This is a genomic window from Paenibacillus sp. FSL R7-0204, from assembly GCF_038002225.1.
GTDB lineage: Bacteria > Bacillota > Bacilli > Paenibacillales > Paenibacillaceae > Paenibacillus_AQ.
Genome location: NZ_JBBOCA010000001.1, coordinates 4760485 through 4781927, shown reverse-complemented (window position 1 = coordinate 4781927; position 21443 = coordinate 4760485). Strand labels below are relative to the sequence as shown.

The 21443-nt window shown below is 51.3% G+C and carries 22 protein-coding genes; 17 read left to right on the top strand and 5 right to left on the bottom strand.

Annotated elements, in window-relative coordinates:
• Positions 1 to 17: 17 nt before the first annotated feature.
• From MKX42_RS21270 to MKX42_RS21215, 12 genes are all read left to right on the top strand, one after another.
• Complete coding sequence (locus MKX42_RS21270; RefSeq protein WP_340754382.1) at positions 18 to 629, top strand: serine hydrolase domain-containing protein; 612 nt, start codon at positions 18 to 20, stop codon at positions 627 to 629.
• Positions 630 to 658: 29 nt separating this feature from the next.
• Positions 659 to 991: a hypothetical protein gene (locus MKX42_RS21265; RefSeq protein ID WP_340754380.1), complete on the top strand. Its 333-nt coding sequence runs from the start codon at positions 659 to 661 to the stop codon at positions 989 to 991.
• A 56-nt stretch (positions 992 to 1047) separates the two neighbouring features.
• Positions 1048 to 1932, top strand: a complete 885-nt coding sequence (locus MKX42_RS21260) for a MerR family transcriptional regulator (RefSeq protein ID WP_340754379.1) — start codon at positions 1048 to 1050, stop codon at positions 1930 to 1932.
• A 27-nt stretch (positions 1933 to 1959) separates the two neighbouring features.
• A complete protein-coding gene (locus tag MKX42_RS21255) occupies positions 1960 to 2445 on the top strand; it encodes a GNAT family N-acetyltransferase (protein ID WP_340754377.1) in 486 nt (161 codons plus the stop codon).
• Between the two features lie 18 nt (positions 2446 to 2463).
• Positions 2464 to 2946, top strand: coding sequence for a GNAT family N-acetyltransferase (locus MKX42_RS21250; RefSeq protein ID WP_340754375.1), 483 nt, complete (start codon positions 2464 to 2466; stop codon positions 2944 to 2946).
• Between the two features lie 76 nt (positions 2947 to 3022).
• On the top strand, positions 3023 to 3853 hold the full coding sequence (locus MKX42_RS21245; RefSeq protein WP_340754373.1) for a helix-turn-helix domain-containing protein: 831 nt from the start codon (positions 3023 to 3025) through the stop codon (positions 3851 to 3853).
• Between the two features lie 68 nt (positions 3854 to 3921).
• Positions 3922 to 4320 carry a VOC family protein gene (locus tag MKX42_RS21240; RefSeq protein WP_340754371.1) on the top strand — a complete coding sequence of 133 codons (399 nt, stop codon included), beginning with the start codon at positions 3922 to 3924 and terminating at the stop codon, positions 4318 to 4320.
• A 19-nt stretch (positions 4321 to 4339) separates the two neighbouring features.
• Positions 4340 to 5347: a hypothetical protein gene (locus MKX42_RS21235; RefSeq protein WP_340754369.1), complete on the top strand. Its 1008-nt coding sequence runs from the start codon at positions 4340 to 4342 to the stop codon at positions 5345 to 5347.
• A 200-nt stretch (positions 5348 to 5547) separates the two neighbouring features.
• Positions 5548 to 6486: a ring-cleaving dioxygenase gene (locus MKX42_RS21230; RefSeq protein WP_340754368.1), complete on the top strand. Its 939-nt coding sequence runs from the start codon at positions 5548 to 5550 to the stop codon at positions 6484 to 6486.
• A gap of 32 nt (positions 6487 to 6518) precedes the next feature.
• Positions 6519 to 7112 (top strand): flavin reductase family protein, encoded by a 594-nt coding sequence (locus MKX42_RS21225; protein WP_340754365.1) that lies wholly within the window; start codon positions 6519 to 6521, stop codon positions 7110 to 7112.
• Between the two features lie 235 nt (positions 7113 to 7347).
• Positions 7348 to 9777: an RNA polymerase recycling motor HelD gene (gene helD, locus MKX42_RS21220; RefSeq protein ID WP_340754364.1), complete on the top strand. Its 2430-nt coding sequence runs from the start codon at positions 7348 to 7350 to the stop codon at positions 9775 to 9777.
• Between the two features lie 178 nt (positions 9778 to 9955).
• On the top strand, positions 9956 to 10945 hold the full coding sequence (locus tag MKX42_RS21215; RefSeq protein ID WP_340754362.1) for an aldo/keto reductase family protein: 990 nt from the start codon (positions 9956 to 9958) through the stop codon (positions 10943 to 10945).
• 21 nt (positions 10946 to 10966) lie between these two features.
• Here the strand turns inward: MKX42_RS21215 and MKX42_RS21210 are convergent, their stop codons facing one another.
• Complete coding sequence (locus MKX42_RS21210) at positions 10967 to 11851, bottom strand: LysR substrate-binding domain-containing protein (protein WP_340754360.1); 885 nt, start codon at positions 11849 to 11851, stop codon at positions 10967 to 10969.
• Between the two features lie 205 nt (positions 11852 to 12056).
• Between MKX42_RS21210 and MKX42_RS21205 the strand changes: the two genes are divergently transcribed.
• The 5 genes from MKX42_RS21205 (at position 12057) to MKX42_RS21185 (ending at position 14845) form a co-directional block, all read left to right on the top strand.
• On the top strand, positions 12057 to 12476 hold the full coding sequence (locus tag MKX42_RS21205) for a MerR family transcriptional regulator (RefSeq protein ID WP_340754358.1): 420 nt from the start codon (positions 12057 to 12059) through the stop codon (positions 12474 to 12476).
• Positions 12473 to 13012, top strand: coding sequence for a hypothetical protein (locus tag MKX42_RS21200; RefSeq protein ID WP_340754356.1), 540 nt, complete (start codon positions 12473 to 12475; stop codon positions 13010 to 13012). The genes MKX42_RS21205 and MKX42_RS21200 overlap by 4 nt, the downstream gene beginning before the upstream one ends.
• 23 nt (positions 13013 to 13035) lie before the next feature.
• Positions 13036 to 13764 carry a CD3324 family protein gene (locus MKX42_RS21195; RefSeq protein ID WP_340754354.1) on the top strand — a complete coding sequence of 243 codons (729 nt, stop codon included), beginning with the start codon at positions 13036 to 13038 and terminating at the stop codon, positions 13762 to 13764.
• Between the two features lie 101 nt (positions 13765 to 13865).
• Entirely contained in the window at positions 13866 to 14321 is a 456-nt protein-coding gene (locus MKX42_RS21190) for a hypothetical protein (RefSeq protein WP_340754352.1), read from the top strand.
• Entirely contained in the window at positions 14318 to 14845 is a 528-nt protein-coding gene (locus MKX42_RS21185) for an AAA family ATPase (RefSeq protein WP_340754350.1), read from the top strand. The genes MKX42_RS21190 and MKX42_RS21185 overlap by 4 nt, the downstream gene beginning before the upstream one ends.
• Before the next feature lie 489 nt (positions 14846 to 15334).
• On the opposite strand, the gene MKX42_RS21180 is transcribed toward MKX42_RS21185, so the two are convergent.
• The 4 genes from MKX42_RS21180 to MKX42_RS21165 all read right to left on the bottom strand — a co-directional run bounded on the left by MKX42_RS21180 (position 15335) and on the right by MKX42_RS21165 (position 21341).
• Complete coding sequence (locus MKX42_RS21180) at positions 15335 to 16300, bottom strand: hypothetical protein (RefSeq protein ID WP_340754348.1); 966 nt, start codon at positions 16298 to 16300, stop codon at positions 15335 to 15337.
• A complete protein-coding gene (locus tag MKX42_RS21175; protein WP_340754346.1) occupies positions 16297 to 16791 on the bottom strand; it encodes an RNA polymerase sigma factor in 495 nt (164 codons plus the stop codon). Before MKX42_RS21175 ends, MKX42_RS21180 begins: the two co-directional genes overlap by 4 nt.
• A 220-nt stretch (positions 16792 to 17011) precedes the next feature.
• Positions 17012 to 17986 (bottom strand): phosphotransferase, encoded by a 975-nt coding sequence (locus MKX42_RS21170; protein WP_340754345.1) that lies wholly within the window; start codon positions 17984 to 17986, stop codon positions 17012 to 17014.
• 241 nt (positions 17987 to 18227) lie between these two features.
• Positions 18228 to 21341 carry a glycoside hydrolase family 2 TIM barrel-domain containing protein gene (locus MKX42_RS21165; RefSeq protein ID WP_340754343.1) on the bottom strand — a complete coding sequence of 1038 codons (3114 nt, stop codon included), beginning with the start codon at positions 21339 to 21341 and terminating at the stop codon, positions 18228 to 18230.
• Between the last annotated feature and the right edge of the window lie 102 nt (positions 21342 to 21443).

Here is a 21443-nt window from a genome sequence, read left to right as displayed (position 1 = left end):
CCTGTGGGTATGCAAGCATGGAGTTTGGAATTAAAAATACGCTGGCGTCACGCTTCTCGCTCGCCTCTATGTCGAAGCAATTTACGGCCTTTGCCGTCATGCTGCTGCATGATAAGGGCCTGCTGGATGTTGACCAGCCTGCACGCCTCTATCTCCCGGCAGAGCTTGCCATTGATGAGTCGATCACTGTCCATCATTTGCTGTCACATACCTCCGGTCTATACAACTTTTATAATTTTGAGAACGATTTCTTCGGCGGAGACTACCGGCTGGATTATTCCCGGACAAGGTTCTTCGGGCAATACATTAACAAGAAGCCAACCAAGCCGGCAGGAGCAGCGTACGATTATAATAACTCCAACTACAATTTGCTGGCCTGGATCATTGAGCATGTCTCGGGTGAGAAGTACGGTGAGTTTTTGCATCGTCATCTCTTCCTGCCACTTGGTATGACGAACAGCATGGTGGATGACGGGGGCGCCGTGATTGAGAACAGATCCAGCAACTATATCACAGACTTCGCGGAAACCGTCAAATGCCCGTATTATAACGAGAAGTTCAGCATCGGTGCTGCTGCGGTTGTTTCGGACTGCGGGGATTTGTACGTATATGCAGCATTTTTACGCTGAAGATCTGTGCATTATCATTCTCTCGAACAATGAAGGCATCAATCAGTACAGACTGGGCCATGCGCTCGCGGATAATGCATCAGGTGGAGGTGAAGGCTCCGGACCGGCATCCTGAGCTTAAGCTCAGTGAATCCAGCCTAAGAGCGTACTGCGGAACCTATCTCGCAGACAAAATTCAGCTTGAGCTGACCGGCGGGAAGCTGTACTTCACCAGATTCACCGGCAACGTCCATATTGAGCTCTACCCGGTAGGCGAAGGAGAATTTGTTCAGCGCTATTATGACCAGCTCCACCCCTATAAGATCACTGAGAATACGCAGGGGGAGAAGGTTTTTTTCGGATATACACGATTTGCCCCTTGAAGTTGCCGTGACGTCAAGTGATAGGATAGAGATGTGATCACAGGAAGGAGGGAGAAATGAACAGGACTGTTGTTACCATACAGCAATTGTCGGAGCAACTGGGGCTGACGAGCCGTACCTTGCGGCACTGGGAAGCGGAAGGATTGTTTCAGAGTATGAGAGAGGTATCTTCCGGCTGGCGTACCTACGATGAACATGCGCTTAAGTGTATCAGGATCACAGCGCTGCTGCGGAGAATGGATATCCCGATCAGAGAAATACAGGCTGTCTTGGATAAAAGTTCTGTGCCTGTGCTTAAGCAGGTTATACAGAACAGGATAATTGCTCTACAAATGCACCAAGAAGAACTCGAACGGATGGGACAGCAATTACAACAGGTACTCGATTACCTGAATACTTCCAATAAGAGGACCTCCATTCAGGAGGAACTGCTTAGCGAAATGGAGAATGTCTTTATGAGTAATGTAACCGGGCAGTCCACATTTAAAGTGATTACACTGCCAACTATGAGGGTAGCCTTTCATATCGTGGTAGACGTTTCTCCGGAAGACCAAGCGATGGGTCCTATCATGGATTGGCTGGAATCTGCTAATCTTCTGGGCACGGCGCGGTTATTCGGCGGGAATATGAAGCCTATGCCAAGTAGTGCTGGTAAACCCTATGGCTATGGAATGTGTGCGACAATTCCTGAAGGAATCAGCGTCCCTGAGCCTTTCAAGGAAATGATCCTGCCCGGCGGGCTATATGCCAAGCTGGACAGCAGTGATGATATTGGAGGTTCCTGGAAGCTGTTGATGGATCAATTAGCGCATAGCCCAAAGTACCGTTCTGACCGCAGCAGACTCTGCCTGGAAGAGCATATACGCAATGACAGCCCTGCGGGCGGTGGCAACCTGTACGATTTATCTTTACTGGAACCTGTAGTATTAAAAACTTTGTAGCCAAACCCAAGAAAAGAAGGGGAGTAAATGAACATTGAGTTCAGTAAGATCAGCCTGTTTGAACGGGGAACATTGCTTGAATTCTTGAAGGATGCCTATTCCTTCGACCGCAGGTATGAGCAGAGCTGTCTGGAGAATTGGCAGGAGTTCGATAACTTTTTCTTTGACAATCTGCAAATTGCAGATAAATATGGGTTCATGACTGTGCTGAATGGTAAGGCGATTGGTTTTGTATCCTGGGACCCGAGGCAGATGCCCCGATACGCTGAAATCGGCCATAATTGTATTGCGACTGCCCACAAAGGCAAAGGCTACAGCACCATGCAGCTTCAAGAAGCGGTCGACCGAATCCTGCGGAATGAAGTCGGGCAGATTCGGGTGACCACTAATGATGATCTGATCCCCGCGCAGCGGATGTATGAGCGCGTTGGTTTTATTTTGCAGCAGAAGCGGGACATGGGGCCTGGCTCCGTACTTAAGGGTAAACATTGGGATTACGTATATAGGGTATAAAGCCAGGAGGTACATACAATGGAAAAGTCAGAGGTTACATTAAGTAAAGCTACGGTGGGGGATGCAGAGGATATTCATGCGATGCAGCTTCAGGCCTTTATGCCGCTCTTGGAGAAATATCAGGATTATGAGACAAGCCCAGCCAATGAAACGGTGGAGAGAGTGGCGGAACGGCTTAATCAGGCTTCTGTAGATTATTACATCATCCGGAATGCCGGTGTCGCAGCAGGTAGCATTAGGGTCAAGAAGACAGATGCGCAGAAATATTGGCTAGGCCAAATATTTATCTTGCCGCAATATCAAGGCCAAGGCATAGCCCAGCAGGTATTCGCCCAAATCGAGCAAATGTATGCTGACGCTACAGTCTGGGGACTGGCTACCATCGTGCAAGAGGAAAGAAACTGCTACTTGTATGAGAAGATGGGTTACAGAAGGACCAATGAAACCCGGGAAATCAATGATAAGATGACCTTGTGCTATTACGAGAAAGAGGTTAATTAACCTAAGTATTTTAGCGAATGTAAACTATCTTTGTTCTGTTTTCGGATCGTCAAAATGAAGCGGGGGAGGCCGACAGATGATTTCTCAAACTAGTCTTGAAGGCTATAAGGGAGCATCTCTCATTCGTGACAAGCATTTTTTGTATGTCTCCCCGCATCTCTTGTTGCGGCCTTTTATCTCTAGCTATACGATTTCCACTCCAACGGTGCAGACAATGTCGAATGAGTATGCTGTTCTGCCGTCTGCAAGCTCTACACTGGTGCTATCGGTGACACATCATAACATCATCTCAAGTTTGCGGGGTACAAACACCAAGGTGTGCCATGTCGGAGCATTTGCTAATAAGCTGAAGCTGTTATTTTTGATTGAGTTTCATCCGGGCGGACTGCATCCTTTCATTAAGGCTGACCAGTCCGAATTGCTGGATGCCTCCTTTATGCTGGACCAGCTGGATAAGACTCTGAAGCAAGCTCTGGAGGACATACTGCTGGAATCGGAGAGTATCGATTCGCTGCTGAATACAGTTAACAGAATTTTCATCCATAGGCTATATGCTCGTCCTATAAGCAAGGACGTCTCTGCGATCATGAACAGTATAATTAGCAAGCATGGGAATGTAAGCGCTAAGAGATTATCCTCCGAATTCTACTATAGCGAGAAGCACATCCGGCGTTTGTTTCTAAGACATATTGGAACCAGCCCGAAGATGTTTTCCAGGATAGTCCGTGTCAATTACGCGCTGAAGCTATTGCAGAATAAGCCAGAGCCGTTCACGGAAGTTGCTGTACAGGCCGGGTTCTTCGATCAGCCGCATTTCAATAAGGACTTCAAGTTGCTTTGCGGTCTGACCCCGCAGGATTATCTGAAGAACATGTCCGTTTTTTACAATGACAGCTTCAAAATGTAGCTTACAATTAGCGCATGGAGCCGTGTTCATCCCATAGCCTGCTGCTCCTTATAGGAAGGGGTTTTGTAATGATCGTACCAGCGATACATTTTCCGGGGAATTGTAAAGAAGCTATAGAGTTTTATCAGCAGGTTTTTGATGTGACGGATGTCAGCATAGATTACTTCAGGAATGCCCCGCCGGATCCGAGCTTCCCTGTGTCAGAGGATATACATGATCAGGTTATGCATAGTGAAATCACAATCTGTGGATCAAGGCTCAACATGAGCGACACGCAAGAGAAACTAGCAGCCGGGAACATGATATGCCTGAATGTCTTCTTCCAGTCTGGTGACGAGGTATGCCAGGTATTCCAACGGCTTAAGGAAGGCGGCAAGGTTGTGGTGGAGCTGGGGCCACAATTTTTCAGCCCTATGTACGGGTCTATTGAAGATAAGTTTGGCTTGAAATGGCAGTTAATCTCATAACCCTTGGAGGAAACCGATCATGGCAGCTGACAGAGAAGACACAAGCTCAACCGCTGGAGTAACAACACCGAACGGTAGTAAGAAGCTAAGCAGGCAGGCATTTGAGGAAATTCGGCAGTGGATGCATCGCAACGCCCGGCCTGTTGAACTCTCCGTTTGGAAATATGAGTTCGAAAGAGGTAGTAAGGAAGAGGTGCTCGCGGAATTAGCTTACTACCAGAATAGAGATGGAGGCTTCGGAAACGGACTCGAGGCAGATAGCTGGAATCCACATTCCTCACCGTATACAACCGTGTCTGCCATCCATATCCTGAGGAATGTAAATTATACCGATACCAAGCACCCTATTATGCAAGGGATAATAAGGTTTCTTGAAAGCGGGGCCTATTTCTCGAATGATTACTGGTTCTTCAGTGTTCCGTCTAACAATGATTACCCGCATGCCCCATGGTGGACCTTCAATGATGAGTCCAACAAGGTGGAAAGCATAGGCGTCACGGCAGAAATCGTCAGCTTCATCTTGAATTTTACGGACCCCGGCAGCAGCATATACCAAAAAGCCATGCAGGTATCACATCAACTGATAAACAAGCTCAAAACGCTGGACAACTATGGGGACATGGGTATAGCAGGCTGCTGCACTCTTCTGGACACCGTACAGCAGTGTAGCTTAGCAGATATATTGGAGTATGATTTTTTACAGGATACCTTAAGAAAATTAGTCTATGAGTCTATTGAAAAGGACATCTGCAAGTGGGTTTATTATGGTGTGCGGCCCTCGAATTATATCACTTCCCCTGGCAGCAGGTTCTATTCGGGTAATGAAGCTTGGATACATCAAGAACTGGATTACCTCATTGATACAAAGCCGGGGGAGGATGTATGGGGGATCAATTGGAGCTGGTTCCAAAACAATGAAGTGTACGCCAAAGAGTTTGCCATCAGCGAGAACTGGTGGAAGGCGGCTAAGGCCATTGAGAAAACCAAGCTGCTTCGGGATTTTGGCAGGCTTGATTCAGGAGGATGAAGATGGAGCATATTCAGGCACTCGTTCAAGGAAATCAAGCAGGCGCTATGTGCAGGATTGAATATTGTTATCCGCTTGACAAGGGGAGCAATAAAAAGTAAAGTGAGAACATATAATATCTTAACTTAAAGATAATATTAAAGCTAATATCTTAATATGAAGATAATTTAGGCAAATCAAACAAACAGGAGGCAATTCAAATGAACAAACAAACCATGGGTATTCATCATATCACCGCTATTGTCGGGCATCCGCAGGAGAATATGGACTTTTATGCAGGGGTACTGGGGCTGCGGCTGGTGAAGCAAACGGTCAATTTCGACGATCCGGGAACGTATCACTTCTACTTCGGCAATGATGGCGGGAAGCCGGGAACCATTATTACCTTTTTCCCGTGGGCGGATGCGTATCAGGGTAAGATCGGCGGGGGCCAGGTTGGCGTTACTTCGTATGTGATTCCGGCCCAGGCGATGGCGTTCTGGAGAGAGCGGCTCACGGCGTTCAAGGTGGCTTACACAGAGATGGAGCGGTTCGGGGAGCTGTACCTGGAATTCGATGATCCGCACGGTCTGCATCTGGAGCTGGTGGAACGGGAGGCGGGTGAGCGTAATGAATGGACCTTCAGCGGAGTAACACCGGAGGTGGCAATTAAGGGCTTCGGCGGCGCGACACTGCTGTCCACTCAACCTGAACAAACGGCGGAGCTGCTGGAGAAGGTGATGGGACTTACATTCGAGGGGCAGGAAGGCGATGTCGCCCGCTACCGCTCGGCTGCGGATCTGGGCAATGTGGTTGAGCTGAAGGTAACGGCTGTACCACGGGGTGAAATGGGGGTCGGCACTGTCCATCATATCGCCTGGAGAGCGAAGGATGACCAGGATCAGCTTGAATGGCAGGATTATGTGCATGATAATGGATATGGGGTAACGCCGGTGCAGGACCGGAATTATTTCAACGCCATCTACTTCAGAGAGCATGGGGAGATTCTGTTCGAGATTGCTACCGATCCTCCGGGCTTTGCCCATGACGAGACACCGGAGACGATGGGGACCAGTCTGATGCTGCCGGAACAATACGAGCCGCACAGAGGACAGATTGAACAAGTTCTGCTGCCGGTTTCGGTAAGAGAGCTTGACTAATCTGCTTTGACATTAAAAAAGGAGGCATGAGCATGATCCCTATTGATCCGCAGCAGGGCACCGAACGGGATAATTATAAGCTTCTGGTTGGGACGATTATCCCGCGTCCGATTGCTTTTGTAACCACCTTGTCGGAGGATGGGGTCTTGAATGGTGCGCCATTCAGTTATTTCAATATCGTATCCTCCAACCCGCCGATGATCTCCCTCTCTATTCAGCATGCCGGGGGGCGGTCCAAGGATACTGCACGCAACATCAAGCAAATGAAGGAGTTTGTAGTTCATATTGTGGATGTGCAGAATGTCGGACAAGTGAATATGACGGCTGCGCCGTTGCCGCCTGATAAGAGCGAGGTCACCTTAGCCGGAATGACGCCTGTAGATAGTCTGCGCATTAAGGTTCCCGGCATTCAGGAAGCGAAGGTGCGGATGGAATGTGTCCTTGAGCATAGTCTTGAATTGCCTAACAATGATCTGTTGATTGGCAGGATCGTGCAGTTTCATCTGGACGAGGCGATCTACGGGCAGGGGAGAATTAATCCGGTGGCATTAGGGGCGGTCAGCCGTCTGGCCGGGAATAGCTATGCGGGGATTGGGGAGATTTTTGAGCTTGAGCGGCCTGTGTAATAGGACAGGTTATCACCTAAACAACAAAACCCTGGCGCGAGCGCCAGGGTTATTTGTGATTCAGGAAGTATTGCATACAAAGAAATAATATGCTAATGTTAGAAGACTGTTGACTGTTTTCAAGAATTAGATCGGAGGTAACACATCTTATTTATATTTTAATTATAGCAAAGGGACATCCGGTTTGTCAACCCGCCTGTTTGGGACTATTTCAAGAATGAGGAGTGATCAGGTGATGGAGAAGGTAAGCAGCTGGGAGCAGGAGCAGGAGTGGCTGGAGCAGGTCAAAGAGAAGCTGAAATCGGGGATCGCAAACCTGGAGCCAGAGGTTGGCCAGCTGAAGGAGCAGGCCACAGACATCCGCCGGAGATTTTGGGAAGAGGTTACGGTCAATACGAGTACGGAGGAGGATTTCGAAGAGAGCTTCTTCACCATTACCCAGCAGGACGCAGTCCTGTCAGAACGGGAACGCAGTCATGCGCGGAAGCTGCGGCAATGGAAGAATATGCAGCGGCTGCTGCCGTCGCCTTATTTTGGCCGGATTGATTTTCACGAGGAAGGGCAGAAGGAGACGGAACAGGTCTATATCGGAGTGTCCTCCTTCATCGAAGAGGATGGTCTGAGCTTCATTGTCTATGACTGGCGTACCCCGATAGCGAGCCTGTATTATGACTATCCGCCGGGACACGCGGCCTTCGACACACCGGGAGGATGGATCACCGGCACGATGGAACTGAAGCGGCAGTACCAGATCCGTGACGGTCAGCTTCAGCATTTGTTCGATTCGAGCGTTACCATCGGAGATGAATTGCTCCAGCAGGTGCTTGGCAAAGGCGCAGATTCACAAATGAAAAGCATCGTCGCTACGATTCAAGCCGAGCAGAACGCGATTATCCGTAACGATACCAGCCGGATGCTTATTGTGCAGGGAGCGGCGGGCAGCGGCAAAACCTCGGCAGCGCTCCAGCGCGTAGCCTACCTGCTGTACAAACACCGCGAGCGGCTTACGGCGGATCAGATTGTGTTATTTTCCCCTAACCCGATGTTCAATAGCTATGTATCTACCGTTCTTCCGGAGCTGGGTGAAGAGAATATGCAGCAGACGACCTTTCAGGAATATCTGGAAACGTGGCTGGGTCAGGATTACCGGATTGAAGATTCGTTCGATCAGATGGAATACGTGCTTACCGCTCAGCAGGAAGAGGGGTATGAAGCCCGTCTCAAGGGAGTCGGATATAAGGCGTCGGAAGCCTTCCTCCGGGCACTTCAGGGTTATGCGCAGTGGCTGAAGCTGGAGGGAATGCTGTTCAAGGACATTCGCTTCCGGGACCGCGTGTTAATCTCGGGGGAGCTAATCAAGAGCAAGCTATACAGCTTTGATCCTTCGATTCGTCTGCCTAACCGGATTACGCTGGTGCAGAAATGGCTGCTCGAAGAGCTGACCAGACTGCAAAAGCTGGAGCAGGGAGCCTCCTGGGTAGAGGAAGAGATGAATTACCTCGACAATGACCAATACGCTGAAGTATACCGGATGCTGCACAGGGAACGGGGCGTGTTTGATTTTGCCGAGAAATACCTCCGCCTTCAGGAATTGCTGGTCCACAAGCGCGAGCAGGATGAGAGTGACTTTGATTTCGCCGAACGGGAGGAAGAGCTGCTGGCCCAGATGATCGTGAAGGAGCAGTTCAGACCGCTGAGACGGGGGATCAGGAAGTTCAACTTTATCGACATGGCCGGGCTCTACCGTCAATTGTTCAGTGATGAAACGGCCTACAGGGAAATGACGGGTGAAGCGGAGGTGCCGGAGCTATGGCCGGAGATCTGTGCGCAGACCCGGGAGATGCTGGATAGCGGGACACTCTGGTATGAAGATGCGACCCCGTATTTGTATTTAAAAGAGCTAATCGAAGGTGTGCGGACGAATACGCAGGTGCGGCATATTTTTGTGGATGAAGGCCAGGATTATTCCATGTTCCAGTATGAGTTCCTCAAAAAGCTGTTTCCGCGTGCCCGTATGACGGTGCTGGGAGACTTCGGCCAGGCGATCTTCACGCAGGCGACGAATCTGTATGGAAGCAGCTCGCCGCTGCTGAAGCTCTATGGAGAAGAAGAGACTAGCCAGTTCCTGCTGGTCCGCAGCTACCGCTCGACCTTTGAGATTGTGGAGTTTACGAAGCGGCTGCTGCCCGGCGGCGAGGCGATTGTGGCTTTTGAACGGAGGGGCCGGAAGCCGGTATTAGCTAAACTGGACAATCGTGAGTTGAAGGCAGAGCGCATCGTGAAAGATCTCGCGGAGCTTCAGGCTGAAGGCTATAGCTCCATCGCTGTGATTACGAAGACGGCCGCAGAGAGCAGAGAAGCTTATGAGTGCCTGACTGCCCAAGGTGGCGCCCTGGAGCTGAGGCTGATTACGAAGAATACGCCAACTTTTGAAAAAGGAATACAGGTGATCCCCGCTTATCTTGCCAAAGGCGTGGAGTTCGATGCCGTACTGATCTACGACGCGTCCCCGCAGACGTATCAAAGGGAGAGCGAGAGGAAGCTTTTTTATACGGCATGTACTCGGGCTATGCACCGGCTGCAGTTGTATACTGCGGGGGAGTGGACGCCGTTTGTCGGTGAGGTAGATGGGGCGTTGTATGAGCAGACAGTAGCTACGCTATAGAACTAAGAAGGCCTCTCCAATTTAATGGAGGGGTCTTTGCATGTTGAGCTTGGTTCAACTATGAGAACACAGTGAATGGCTCTGTGATACTTTTTTCGTATCAAAAGACTCATTAAAAGATATTTCACCTATTAATAGTGATTTGTTACGCTTTGGCTATTAAAAGGAGGTAAGAAGGATGGAATATCGGAAATTGGGTGCTAGTGGCTTATCGGTCAGTGAGATTGCTTTTGGAAACTGGATTACGCATGGTGCGCAAGTGGACAATGACACAGCCAAAGCTTGTGTTCATGCTGCATTGGACGCGGGAATCACTACATTTGATACAGCAGATGTATATTCGGATACGAAGGCGGAGACGGTGCTGGGGCAAGTCTTATCAGGAGTGCGGCGGGAAAGCATCGAGTTATGCACCAAGGTCTGTCACCCTACAGGAACAGGACCTAATGACCGTGGGCTATCCCGGAAGCATATTATGGAAGCTTGTAACTCCTCGTTGAAAAGGTTGCAGACGGATTATATAGATATTTATTATGCCCATAGATTTGACAAAAAGGTTTCGCTGGAGGAGACCTTCCTGGCCTTCTCTGATCTGGTGCGTCAAGGGAAGGTTCTGTATGTGGGGATCAGCGAATGGACGGCTGAACAGATCACACAAGCTGCGGTGTTGGCCCGGGAGCTGAGGGTTCCTCTGGTGGCTAGCCAGCCGCAATATTCGATGTTATGGCGGGTGATCGAAGCGGAGGTGATCCAGGCTTCTGAGCAGGAAGGAATCGGGCAGGTTGTCTGGTCACCGCTGGCCCAAGGCATTCTGTCGGGAAAATATCTGCCGAATCAACCTGTCCCGCAGGGGTCCCGTGCTTCGACTTCAGCGGGTTCTCCGTTTTTTGAACGATTGGCTGGCCAGTGGCTGCATACAGAGGTTCTTACGGCTGTATCCCGGCTGTCCTCACTTGCACACGAAGCGGGGCTGACACTGCCGCAATTGGCCATCGCATGGGTGCTGCAGAATCCGCAGGTGTCGGCTGCAATCATTGGGGCATCCAGACCAGAGCAGGTACAAGAGAATGTGAAGGCTTCGGGCGTGCGTCTTGAACCTGATTTGCTGAGTGAGATTGACAGAATATTAGAGGGGCTAGTTGAGCGTGATCCTGCAAAAACCGGGTGAATAACGTTGTCCGCTCACCTTTCACCTGGAATTATGTTCTTGTAAAATCTCTATAAATGCAGTGAGGATGGCCTGATTCGTATCCGTTCTCCAGGCAGCATAGAAGGGGACAGGCGGGACATTGTCTTCAAAGGGTCTGAATACGACTCCGCTGCGCTGGAAGACGGAAACTGAAGAAGGGACAATGGAAACCCCCAGGTTCGCTGCTACAAGGTTCACAATGGTATACATTTGCACGGCTTCCTGTACAACCTGAGGGTAGACATCATGCTCAGCGCAAAAGCCCATAATCAGATCATGAAAAGGAAGACCGTGCTTACGCGGAAAGAAGATAAAAGGCTCGGAACGCAAAGCGGAGACTGGCAATGCAGGCAGCTTGGCGAGCGGATGTTGATCAGGCAACACGGCAACCAGAGTTTCGTTGATCAAGCTGCAATGACTAATATTCTTGGCCGGCTCAATGAAGCGAAGGAATCCAATATGGATGGTACCGTCATGCAAGGCCTGCCATTGCTGGGCAGAAGTCATCTCCAGCAGGTTCAGCTGTATTTGAGGGAAGCGTTGCCGGAATATTTTGAGCACATCGACTATGATACCGCCCTCTGCTGAACCGATGAATGCAATGTTCAAATGTCCAATAATGCCTTGGCTAGCCAATCGTACAGTTTGAATAGACCGCTCCAGTTGAGATAAGATCCGGGTGGCTTCCTCCCAAAAAACAGACCCCGCTGGTGTGAGGCGGACTTGACGCTTGTTCCGTTCAAATAGCTTCACACCAAGCTCTTGTTCCAGAGCCTGAATCTGCTGGGTCAACGGAGGCTGTGTCATATTTAATTTCTCGGCGGCTCGATGGAAATGAAGCTCTTCCGCAACCGCAATGAAGTATTGTAATTTTCGTATATCCATTGTTGTGGACCTCTTTCCGGTGCATAATGACTGAACGAGTCGTGAAGGCTGTTTTTACATGAATGCTCACAAGAAGTTCCACGATTCCTTTTGGCATTATAGCATATAAGGAGAGTAACTTATTGACATCAATATTGAGTTACACTACACTGTAACATATACAGTTAAGTGTAACTTTATTTTGTTTTTAAGAAAGGAGAATCCAATGAATACCTACACCGCCAAGCAAGTAGCTGAGGTGCTTCACCGCGAAGATCCGCAGATGAATCTGCGGACAGTCAGGTACTATACGCAGATCGGGATGCTGCCGCCGCTTGAACTGGTGGGCAATAAGAGGGCGTATACAGATAGTCATTTGCATTATTTACGGGCGATCCTTGTATTGTCCAAGAGCGGCGAGACGCTGGCCTCGGCCCAAGAGAAATTAGCCGAACTGACGATAGACGAAATCATCAAGCTCGGGGATAATCTGCGGCTGTACCAGTCGGATCAGATGCTCCACAGTGAGCTGCATGTCATCAGTGAAGATGTAATTCTCTCCGTTAGCCCGCGGATCTCTGCGGTTCTGAAGGAGAAAATGGTTGAGGCCGTCACCCGGTTACTTCAAGAGGAGGGACAGGTATGATCCAAATGCGTTTTGCAAAATCTGCTATTGAGCATGAAGAAGGGATGAATCATCTCTGGCTTCAGATCGCGCCGCCCGGCGCTGCACAAAATATCCGCCTACAGCTAATCCTTCCGGCAGGGCTTCACCGGTCCCCTGATCTGAGTGGTGCTGTTGAAGACGGCAGCGGGAGAATAAGGATCAATGAGGCGCTGGTAGTAACGGACCTATATATTGAAATCTTCACCCGGGAGCCGATTCCTTGCGGGGAGTACAGTCTGGCGGCCGAATTGTCTTACACGGACAACAATGGCGTGTTCACTACTGTGCGGGAGGATATTCCGCTGCCGGTGTTGTCCGAGGAAGAGGCGGCTGAGATCCGAACGGATGAAGAGGTAGTACGCAGAATTAAAGCGCTGCGCTTCCTGACGGACGGCGGCGGGGCTAATTCATCTACGTCTATCGAATATACTCCGGCGAAGCTGATTCGCATAGACTCCAGCCATGTATCGGAATGGGAGAAGAAATACCGCGTGGAAGGCGCTCTAGAATTGTAATTGATCTACAGGCAGGTGAACCTATGAAATATGAGAATGCCGGGGAGCTTTTGCCGGAGAAGCTGCTTAAGGAAGTGAAGAAATATGCGGCGGGCAAGCTGCTGTATATTCCGCTGGATGATGAGAAGAAGGCGTGGGGTGAGGCTTCGGGCTACCGCCAGGTTCTCGTCAGACGCAATCAGCTGATCTACAATAAGTATCTTCACGGAACCCCAATCGCTGAGCTGTCGAAGGAATATTATTTATCCCAGGAGACAATTAAACGTATTGTATACTCCAAAAAGGACACCAACAAACTGGATTACGATCCCACAGCACCATCCGCCGCAGCATACGCAGAAGCAGGGATGCAGGAGGAGTGGGTGCATACCTATGTGCTGTTCGGCCGCCGCAACAAGAATTTCTCCGAAGGCCTTGCGCTGATGAACAGAACGTATGAGGGTCCACTATGGATGCCGCTCTCCTTGCTGAGTAGAACGAGCGGACCGGAGAGAGGGATGAAATGGAGGGTGGACCGGGAGAGTTTTGAGCAAAAGGTGATGCACTGGACCAAACAGATTCAAGCGGGTGAAGCCACTCCGCCCCTCATCGCGAAGATTGCGCAAGGGAGAATGGAATTGAACTGCGATAATCCGTTACTGGAAGCGCTTCATCGTGCTGGGGTAAGCGAATATCCTGTCGTTGTCTGGATGACGGAATTAGCCGATGATGAGCAATATCTGAAACAGTATGCTATGTACAGACCGGACTGAGCGGATATGGCAGGAATAGCTTAAATTATTCTCGATATAGAATGTTTGCTGTTCTCACAGCTATGATGAAGATATCCCACGAGGAAAGGCAGGCATTCAGGATGATATACGGGACGGCTGGTTGTGCAATGGAATATGCCCGGCGGGGGGCTACCCACGAGTGGGTGCAGCTTTTTTTGCGGAATGAAGGGAAGAATGTGGTGTTGGCAGACGGATTATTGCTGGAACCCAGAATCTACACAGGGCCGGTAGTTGTAGATATCACGAGGTTCGGAATAGAGGAAGGCGCACCCTCATATCTGACTGAATTAGATGAAAAAGCCCGTTTCTTCAGTATTGTAGAGACGATGACAGCCTATTATAGCAAGTGGGATATGCCTCCGTTAATTGTAAATTATGCTGGCGGGAAGTTTGCAATCAATGATGGCCGCCACCGGAATATAGCCTTGCGCCGGATGAACATTACGCATGCACCCGTGGTTTTCTGGACAAGCTCGGAGGCGGATCAGCGCTACATATCGGAATATTTGAGTGAAGAGAGGACGGAGGACATATGACTACCAAGTTGCCATTATTCATTATCACCGGAGCAAGTGGGGTAGGGAAGACAACAGTCATGCACGAGTTGAGGGAGCAGATGACGGAATTTGTACTGTTCAGTACGGATGATGATAACTTCGGAAGCACGGGGAAGAAGCTGGAGTATCAGGACCGGTATAATGTGCTGTTTCATTGTGCGCGTGCCGTTGCGTTATCCGGGAGAGGGACGATTATTTGCGGGACGATGATGCCTTGGGACGCCAAGAAATGCGATGTTTATGATGCCTTCAGTGAAGTACACTTTATTAACCTGCATTGTGACGATGCCACCCGAAATGACCGCCTGCGGGGCCGGGAGGATGCAGCGATCTGGACTGAAGATATGCTCAGGCAGCACGAGGAATTCGCACAGTGGCTGCTGGACCATGCCGATACGGAGTATGATCCGCCGATGCCAACTTTTGACTCCAATTCGACACCTCCGGCCGTGCTGGCAGAACAGATCAAGGAGTACATCGGGTCGAAATGGAAGGGTATGTAAAAGCTTAAGGCCATCCCTGCCGGGATGGCCTTTCAAATGTGTTAGCTATGTTAGCCTACCGGAGAGCCGGAAAGTTAAGGGAGTCAGATAGTTAGGTTGTGGACCCACTACGTTGCTTCTTGAGGGGAAAATAGGTGGATTTCGTCCACTTGCTGATGACGAATGGGGAGTCGCAAAGACAATAGTTGGAAAAACAACACTTAAATTAGCTCATTTAACCCAAATCAAGGAAACCAACTATATTAGATGCTGTTTTTCCACTTGCTTCTTTTTATCCTTCAGAAATAGATGAATTAGGATACATTTTTCCACTTGTTATCCGTCATTGCTGTGCCGGTAATTTTCCGCTGCCGGCAGAGTTGAGCCACCGCCGAGGTGGGGGAGTTGCTCAGCATCTTCCCCGTCTGCAACTGGATTATCTTATGAGACCCGCCCGGGTGCCAGTTGATTGTTAATCCGGCCGCCGCCCGCTGCCTTACAGCTGCCCGGTTACGCCTTCATGCTATCCCACAGCGCCTTGAAGGCACCGGGCTCAACCTCGAAGAATACCGGAGCATTGCTGTAGCGCACGAGTCCCTGGCCGAACAGGGTCAGCTCCACCCGGGTTTTGTCTTCCAGCTGAAGGTAGACCAGCTTGCGGTCACCTTGGTCATAGATGCCTTGTTCCATGAGCGGATCAGCGGCTAGGGGCTTGGCGGTCATGAGGGCGCTCAGGAAGCCGTCAAGCGCTGCGCCTTCGGGCAGCGGCAGGTATTGCTGCTTGCCGTTATTCCAGCTGTCGAAGCTCTCCCACTGGGCGGAGGCGATGCGCCCGTCCAGGTTCAGCTTGCCAATGAGATCGGCACCGCTATGGACTGTAATCCCGTTTGTGTGTTCGTACAGCTCCGCGAACACCTGACCGTCTGCCTCTGTATAAGACATGACCAGGAAGCCGGAATCATATCCTTTGACCGCATAGATATCCGTCTCCCCGATGTTCGAGGCCAGCTCCGTATACGCATCCTTGCCGCTCCATTCATCAATCCCGCTGGTCGTGCGGCCCAGCTTCTCTCCGCGCAGTGCTGCTGCATCGGCCGCTTCAATGCGGATCGCAGCCTGGGTATAGATATTGCCCTGGTAGACGACTAGGCCGATCATATCGGCCGCAGCACCGGAGCTTTTATCCGGCAGCTCGATCTTGGGAATGAAGACTCCGGCAGAATTCCCTGCCGCAGGTGTGCCCGGATCTACCTGGGCTACTTGATTCGGGGAAGCCGTTCCGCCCAGCTGCTTCATCAGGCTTGGTCCGGCCAAGCCGATTCCGGCAGCAACGAGCACGCTTGCTGCAATATAGACCATTTTACGCGGACGGCGCTTTTGTTCCATTTTATCGGCTAATCCTTGCTTCATCTCTTGGCTTGCACTCATAGTATCCACCGCTTTCTTATATTGGGTTCGAAACTGATCTTCCTTCATTCCGTTTCTGCTCCTTCCAGCTCCAGTCTTAACAGCTGACGACCGCGCTGAAGTCTCATCTTCACGGCCGACTCGCTGATCTGCAGAATTCTGCTGATCTCCTGGACGGGATAATCCTCGTAATAGTACAGATGAATCACAGTCTTAACCTTCACCGGCAGGGACAGCACAAGCTGCAATACCGCCAGCTCTTCAGGATTATCGGCCGTAACCGGCTCCACCCCTTCGAGCTTGACCTCGCGCTTGCGCCAGCCTCTGCCCAGCAGATTCTTGCAATGATTGGTGATGACCCGGATCAGCCAGGCCTTCTGGTGTTCGTCATCTTTGAATACGGGAGCCTTCTCCATCAGCTTGATGAAGGTGTCTTGCGTAGCCTCTTCGGCATCCTGGCGACTGCCCAGATGAACCAGGGCAATCCGGTATAGCATTTCTGCATATTGTTCGTAGCTCTTCATCACAGGATGGCCCGGCCGGGTCATGGGTTGCTGCATGAGGTTATGCCCTCCTTTATCTATAACACCCTTTAGGACGGCATCCGGTCACATTTTGTTTCCGGGAATTTATTCTGCTTGCGATAAACTCATCCTGATACAGCAAAAAAAGGCCATGATTAATGGCCCTATCCCAATTCTTCAGATTCCTCCCGCGGGGGGAATGGTAAGCAGAATTCTATACGGGGCGGCGGGAGAAGCTGCCGAAAGACAATCCCCCTCAGGTTCCGGCGAACATATCATTCAAGCGGTCCCAGTTGGCCGCGACCCACTGATTCTCCTGACGGAAGCGGACGAGCGGAGGGAATTCATCCTGCCCGGGCACGGCAATCCATTCGGCTTCCTTCCACCAGGTTAATTTGAGTGACCGGATGAGTGTACTTGCAGGCAAGGGGGTATATTCACGGTAGCCCGTCACAAAGGCCCGTACCCGGTCGAGCCTGATCCCGCCCTCAGACAACGCGCAGGAGAGGATAGGCCGGGCTACATCGAACTCCGGGTAGACGAAATGCAGCCTGTCGAAATCCAGGATCGCCGCCACCTGACCTGCGCTGAACAGGATATTATCCACGAACAAATCCCGGTGCCCCCAGCCCCGTTCGCAGTCCGCGAAGATGCTGGTGTCCATCCGGTCGATAATACTCCGTTGAAGCTCAAGCGCCGATATCGTATCCTCGCTCTTCCGGGCGGTGGCCTGGAGATAGCGTACCTCCCAATTTCTCACCATAGACGCTTGACTGCGGACCTCCCAATACGGCGGCAAAGAAGCAGGCTGTGCATTAAGCAGCTTGTGCATCTGGCCGACTACCCTGCCCAGCGCATACATTTGCTGCTCCGTGGCCGAGCCGGAGGCAATACTGTGCCCGTCACACAGGGTCATCAGCACGTACCGTTCCTGTGAAGGCGTTCTCAAGACATAATTCCCCGCGTGTGAAAATAATTTCGGAACAGGGAGGCCTTCGAGGTATAGATGGTCCTGATGACTTAAGGAGACCTCCAGTCCGCGGGTGAGCGCTTCAGGGTAACGGATCTTGCTGTATTGCTTCACGAACAGACGGCCCTGATCACTGTCCAGCCTCCACTTCAGATTCAGGAAGCCCTGATCAATCTGGACTGCTTCAGTGACATGCATCCCAAATCGTTCTGTCATAGAATCCAGGATCTCATCCCGGATTCTTGCGGCTGTATCTGACATACCTATATCTCCTCACCTGACCGAATAAGAGACTGATTATGACTCCATTCTCGCCGGATTTCCGGGGATTATCAAGATAAATCTGCACCAGCCTGTTCACGAAACTAACCCCACAAAGTGGAGCTTTAGCTTCGATGATGACTCAGGTACTTTGCAGGAGCCCCAAAAGATAAAATAGGGCAGCCCCGCCAGCCAATTTACGGCTTGCGGGACTGCCCTCTGTATTAAGTCTTATGCTTGCTTAGATAAGTGTCAGCTTGAACTTGAAGGTATATGGACGGTTGGCTGGCAGCGTGAACTGCTCATGGGTTGGCGCACCCCAGCTGTCGTCGCCGCCCACGCCCATTTGCTTGTAATTGACACGCAGCACGGTTTTGTCAGAGGCTGGCAGCTTGTAGCCGTGGTCGCTGGCTTCAAGCTCAGCCGGAGACCAAGGAAGTGCATTGACTTCAAGCGGCAGCGCGCCCTCCACAGATAATCCGTGTCCTTCGCGTCCTGCGGTGACGGAAGCATACCGGACATCCGTCTTGTTGCCGCACTCCTGCGGGCGGAGGTAATCCGTGAACTGCTCGCTGACCTTGCCTGTGTACAGTCCCAACGGAGCTCCGGACTTACGGTCCCAATAGTTCTCATGCGGCCCGCGGCCGTACCAGGAGACCGTGTCCAGGCTGCTGTCCAGCTCGAAGACCATCCCGAATTCCGGGATCTCCGGCAGGGTACTGCTGCCCGGGTTAAGCTCCTGTACGATCTCAACCGAACCATCCGTACGAATCTCGTAATGAACACGCAGGGTAGACTGCGGCAGCGCACCCAGCAGATAGTCGGCAGTCACGAAGCCGAGGCCCCCTTCCACACGGCAGCTGAACCGGGCCAGCTGACGCTCGTAGGACGCTTCCTTCCAGACCGCACAGCGCTCGGGATGCTTGTTGCCCAGATCATTGTCTGTTACAGCTCTCCAGAAGTTAGGTCTGGCCGGTGCGACGAGAACCTCCTTCCCGGAGGACTTCAGTGAGACAAGCGCGCCGGTGGCTGTCTCGAAGGCAAGCGCGAATCCGCTGCCCTCAAAGTTCACGAAGCCATCCTGTTCCTTCACTTGCAGGGTACCGCCCGAAAGTTCCGGGTTGCGGGACGGAATATAAGGGCTTAACACGAACTGTTCCCAGGCAATTTCATGCGCGTCCTCAGACCAGGCGGTTGCGCTCTCCTGAACAAACGACACCGTAAGCACAGCTTCCTTGTCAGATTCCAGCAGCGCTGAATCCAGCGGAACCGTGAAGCCGGCTGCTTCGCCAGGCGCTGCGGAGAGCGGCAATTGTCCTTCCTGGGCCGCTACGCCGTTCAGAGCCAGCGTCCATCTCAGCTGATAGTCTGCCAGGTCCGTGAACAGGAAGTGGTTGCGGGCCTCGAAGCTTCCGCTCTTCAGATCCAGGGCGGTGATGGCGATATTCTGATAGCATTTCTTCACCTCGTAGAGCTTAGGCGTCACGCTGCGGTCCGCGAACAGCAGCCCGTTGCCGCTGAAGTTGCCGTCATGCGGCTTTTCCCCGAAATCTCCGCCGTAAGCCAGATAAGACACGCCTTCAGGAGTAGTTGTGCGGATCGCCTGATCCACCCAGTCCCAGATGAATCCCCCCTGAATACTGTCATATTTGTCGAACAGCTCGGTGTACAGATGCAGGCCGCCGCAGGAGTTGCCCATGGCATGGCTGTATTCGCAGAGAATGTACGGCTTCTTGGGATTGCTGAGTGCGTACTCCACGACTTCATCCGGCTTGATGTACATCGTTGATTCAATATCGCTGGCCGCGTCCGAAGGTCTGTAATGATAAGTACCTTCATAATGCACCGGACGGGTCGGGTCAGCTTGCTTCAAGTGGTCATGCATGGCCAGGAAGTTATCGCCGCCGAAGGATTCGTTGCCAAGCGACCAGATGATGACGGACGTGTGGTTCTTGTCGCGCTGCATCATGGAGTTACAGCGGTCAATGACGTTCGCGCGCCATTCCGGACGGCTGCCGGGAACGTTGCCATCATGCAGTTCCTTCTGCCCGTATTGCCAGGAGCCATGTGTCTCCAGGTTCGTCTCGTCAATCACATAGAGACCGTATTCGTCGCACAGTTCGTACCATACCGACTGGTTCGGATAGTGAGAGGTCCGCACGGCATTGATATTGTGAAGCTTCATCAGCTTGATGTCGGTGATCATATCTTCCTTGGAGAGCGCACGGCCGGTATCGCAGGAGAATTCATGGCGGTTCGTTCCCTTGAATACGATCCGTTTGCCGTTGATCTTCATCAGGCCGTCCTGGATCTCGAAGGTCCGGAAGCCCGTCTTGCAGCTGAGCGCTTCCAGCAGCTGTCCCTGATCATCCTTCACCGAAATCAGCAGGGTGTAGAGATTAGGCTTCTCCGCGCTCCATTTCAGCGGGTTCTTCACGGCTGCGGACAGCTTAACGAGCTGAGTTCCCTCTTGTTCAAAAGCAAATCCGGCTGACACCGGCGCTGCCCATACCGGCTGCTGCTTGCTGTCGTAGAGCTGTACTTCTACGGAATGTGCGGAGGTGACCCGGTTATAATAGTTCTCCAGGGTCAGGTCAACTTGCAGCTCCGCATCGGTGAAGCTCTTGTCCAGCTCGGTACGGACGAAGAAGTCGGCTACCCGTACTGGAGGTGCAGTGTAGAGATAGACATCGCGGAAAATTCCGCTCAGACGCCAGAAGTCCTGATCTTCCAGCCAGCTCGCATCACACCAGCGGTAGACCTCAACCGCCAGCTTGTTCTCGCCGGGAAGCAGGTAGGCAGTGATATCGAATTCTGACGGTGTGAAGGTATCCTCACAGTATCCGGCGAGTTCTCCGTTCACCCATACATAAAAGGCCGATTCCACACCCTGGAAGCTGAGGAATACAGGTTGTCCGTCCCAATCCTGCGGAATGCTGAAAGAACGGATATAGGAGCCTACCGGATTGTATACCGTCGGAGCGAAGGGAGGCTTCAGATCCGGCTCGGACACTTCCCAAGGATAACGTACATTGGTGTACTGGGGATAATCATATCCCTGGAACTGCCAATGGGAAGGAACGGCGATATCTGCCCAGCCGGCAGCGTCGTATCCGGTCTTATAGAAGTCCTTGATCCGTGCATCCGGTGTTTCGGCAAAAGCAAATTTCCACGTTCCGTTCAGCGACTGGTAACGGGATGAGGAAGCTTTGTCCCCTTGCAGGGCGTCGGCCGCTGCCGGGAAGGACATCATGGAGGCATGGGCGTCTATACGGTTCAATTGAAAAATCTCAGGATTATTGTTCCATTCGGGATATCCGTTGGCAGGCTGCTGATATGAGAGTTTATTGCGCAAGTTAACATCTCCTTATATTGTTATATTCATATTATAGGATGGTAAATGTTCTGGGTATATATAATGATTTTCTTCAGTTATAATAAAATATGAAACAACAGA

Coding starts and splice junctions, on each gene's coding strand:
- MKX42_RS21270 (WP_340754382.1), top strand. CDS start 18: ATGGAGTTTGGAATTAAAAATACGCTGGCGTCACGCTTCTCGCTCGCC.
- MKX42_RS21265 (WP_340754380.1), top strand. CDS start 659: ATGAAGGCATCAATCAGTACAGACTGGGCCATGCGCTCGCGGATAATG.
- MKX42_RS21260 (WP_340754379.1), top strand. CDS start 1,048: ATGAACAGGACTGTTGTTACCATACAGCAATTGTCGGAGCAACTGGGG.
- MKX42_RS21255 (WP_340754377.1), top strand. CDS start 1,960: ATGAACATTGAGTTCAGTAAGATCAGCCTGTTTGAACGGGGAACATTG.
- MKX42_RS21250 (WP_340754375.1), top strand. CDS start 2,464: ATGGAAAAGTCAGAGGTTACATTAAGTAAAGCTACGGTGGGGGATGCA.
- MKX42_RS21245 (WP_340754373.1), top strand. CDS start 3,023: ATGATTTCTCAAACTAGTCTTGAAGGCTATAAGGGAGCATCTCTCATT.
- MKX42_RS21240 (WP_340754371.1), top strand. CDS start 3,922: ATGATCGTACCAGCGATACATTTTCCGGGGAATTGTAAAGAAGCTATA.
- MKX42_RS21235 (WP_340754369.1), top strand. CDS start 4,340: ATGGCAGCTGACAGAGAAGACACAAGCTCAACCGCTGGAGTAACAACA.
- MKX42_RS21230 (WP_340754368.1), top strand. CDS start 5,548: ATGAACAAACAAACCATGGGTATTCATCATATCACCGCTATTGTCGGG.
- MKX42_RS21225 (WP_340754365.1), top strand. CDS start 6,519: ATGATCCCTATTGATCCGCAGCAGGGCACCGAACGGGATAATTATAAG.
- helD (WP_340754364.1), top strand. CDS start 7,348: ATGGAGAAGGTAAGCAGCTGGGAGCAGGAGCAGGAGTGGCTGGAGCAG.
- MKX42_RS21215 (WP_340754362.1), top strand. CDS start 9,956: ATGGAATATCGGAAATTGGGTGCTAGTGGCTTATCGGTCAGTGAGATT.
- MKX42_RS21210 (WP_340754360.1), bottom strand. CDS start 11,851: ATGGATATACGAAAATTACAATACTTCATTGCGGTTGCGGAAGAGCTT.
- MKX42_RS21205 (WP_340754358.1), top strand. CDS start 12,057: ATGAATACCTACACCGCCAAGCAAGTAGCTGAGGTGCTTCACCGCGAA.
- MKX42_RS21200 (WP_340754356.1), top strand. CDS start 12,473: ATGATCCAAATGCGTTTTGCAAAATCTGCTATTGAGCATGAAGAAGGG.
- MKX42_RS21195 (WP_340754354.1), top strand. CDS start 13,036: ATGAAATATGAGAATGCCGGGGAGCTTTTGCCGGAGAAGCTGCTTAAG.
- MKX42_RS21190 (WP_340754352.1), top strand. CDS start 13,866: ATGATATACGGGACGGCTGGTTGTGCAATGGAATATGCCCGGCGGGGG.
- MKX42_RS21185 (WP_340754350.1), top strand. CDS start 14,318: ATGACTACCAAGTTGCCATTATTCATTATCACCGGAGCAAGTGGGGTA.
- MKX42_RS21180 (WP_340754348.1), bottom strand. CDS start 16,300: ATGAAGGAAGATCAGTTTCGAACCCAATATAAGAAAGCGGTGGATACT.
- MKX42_RS21175 (WP_340754346.1), bottom strand. CDS start 16,791: ATGCAGCAACCCATGACCCGGCCGGGCCATCCTGTGATGAAGAGCTAC.
- MKX42_RS21170 (WP_340754345.1), bottom strand. CDS start 17,986: ATGTCAGATACAGCCGCAAGAATCCGGGATGAGATCCTGGATTCTATG.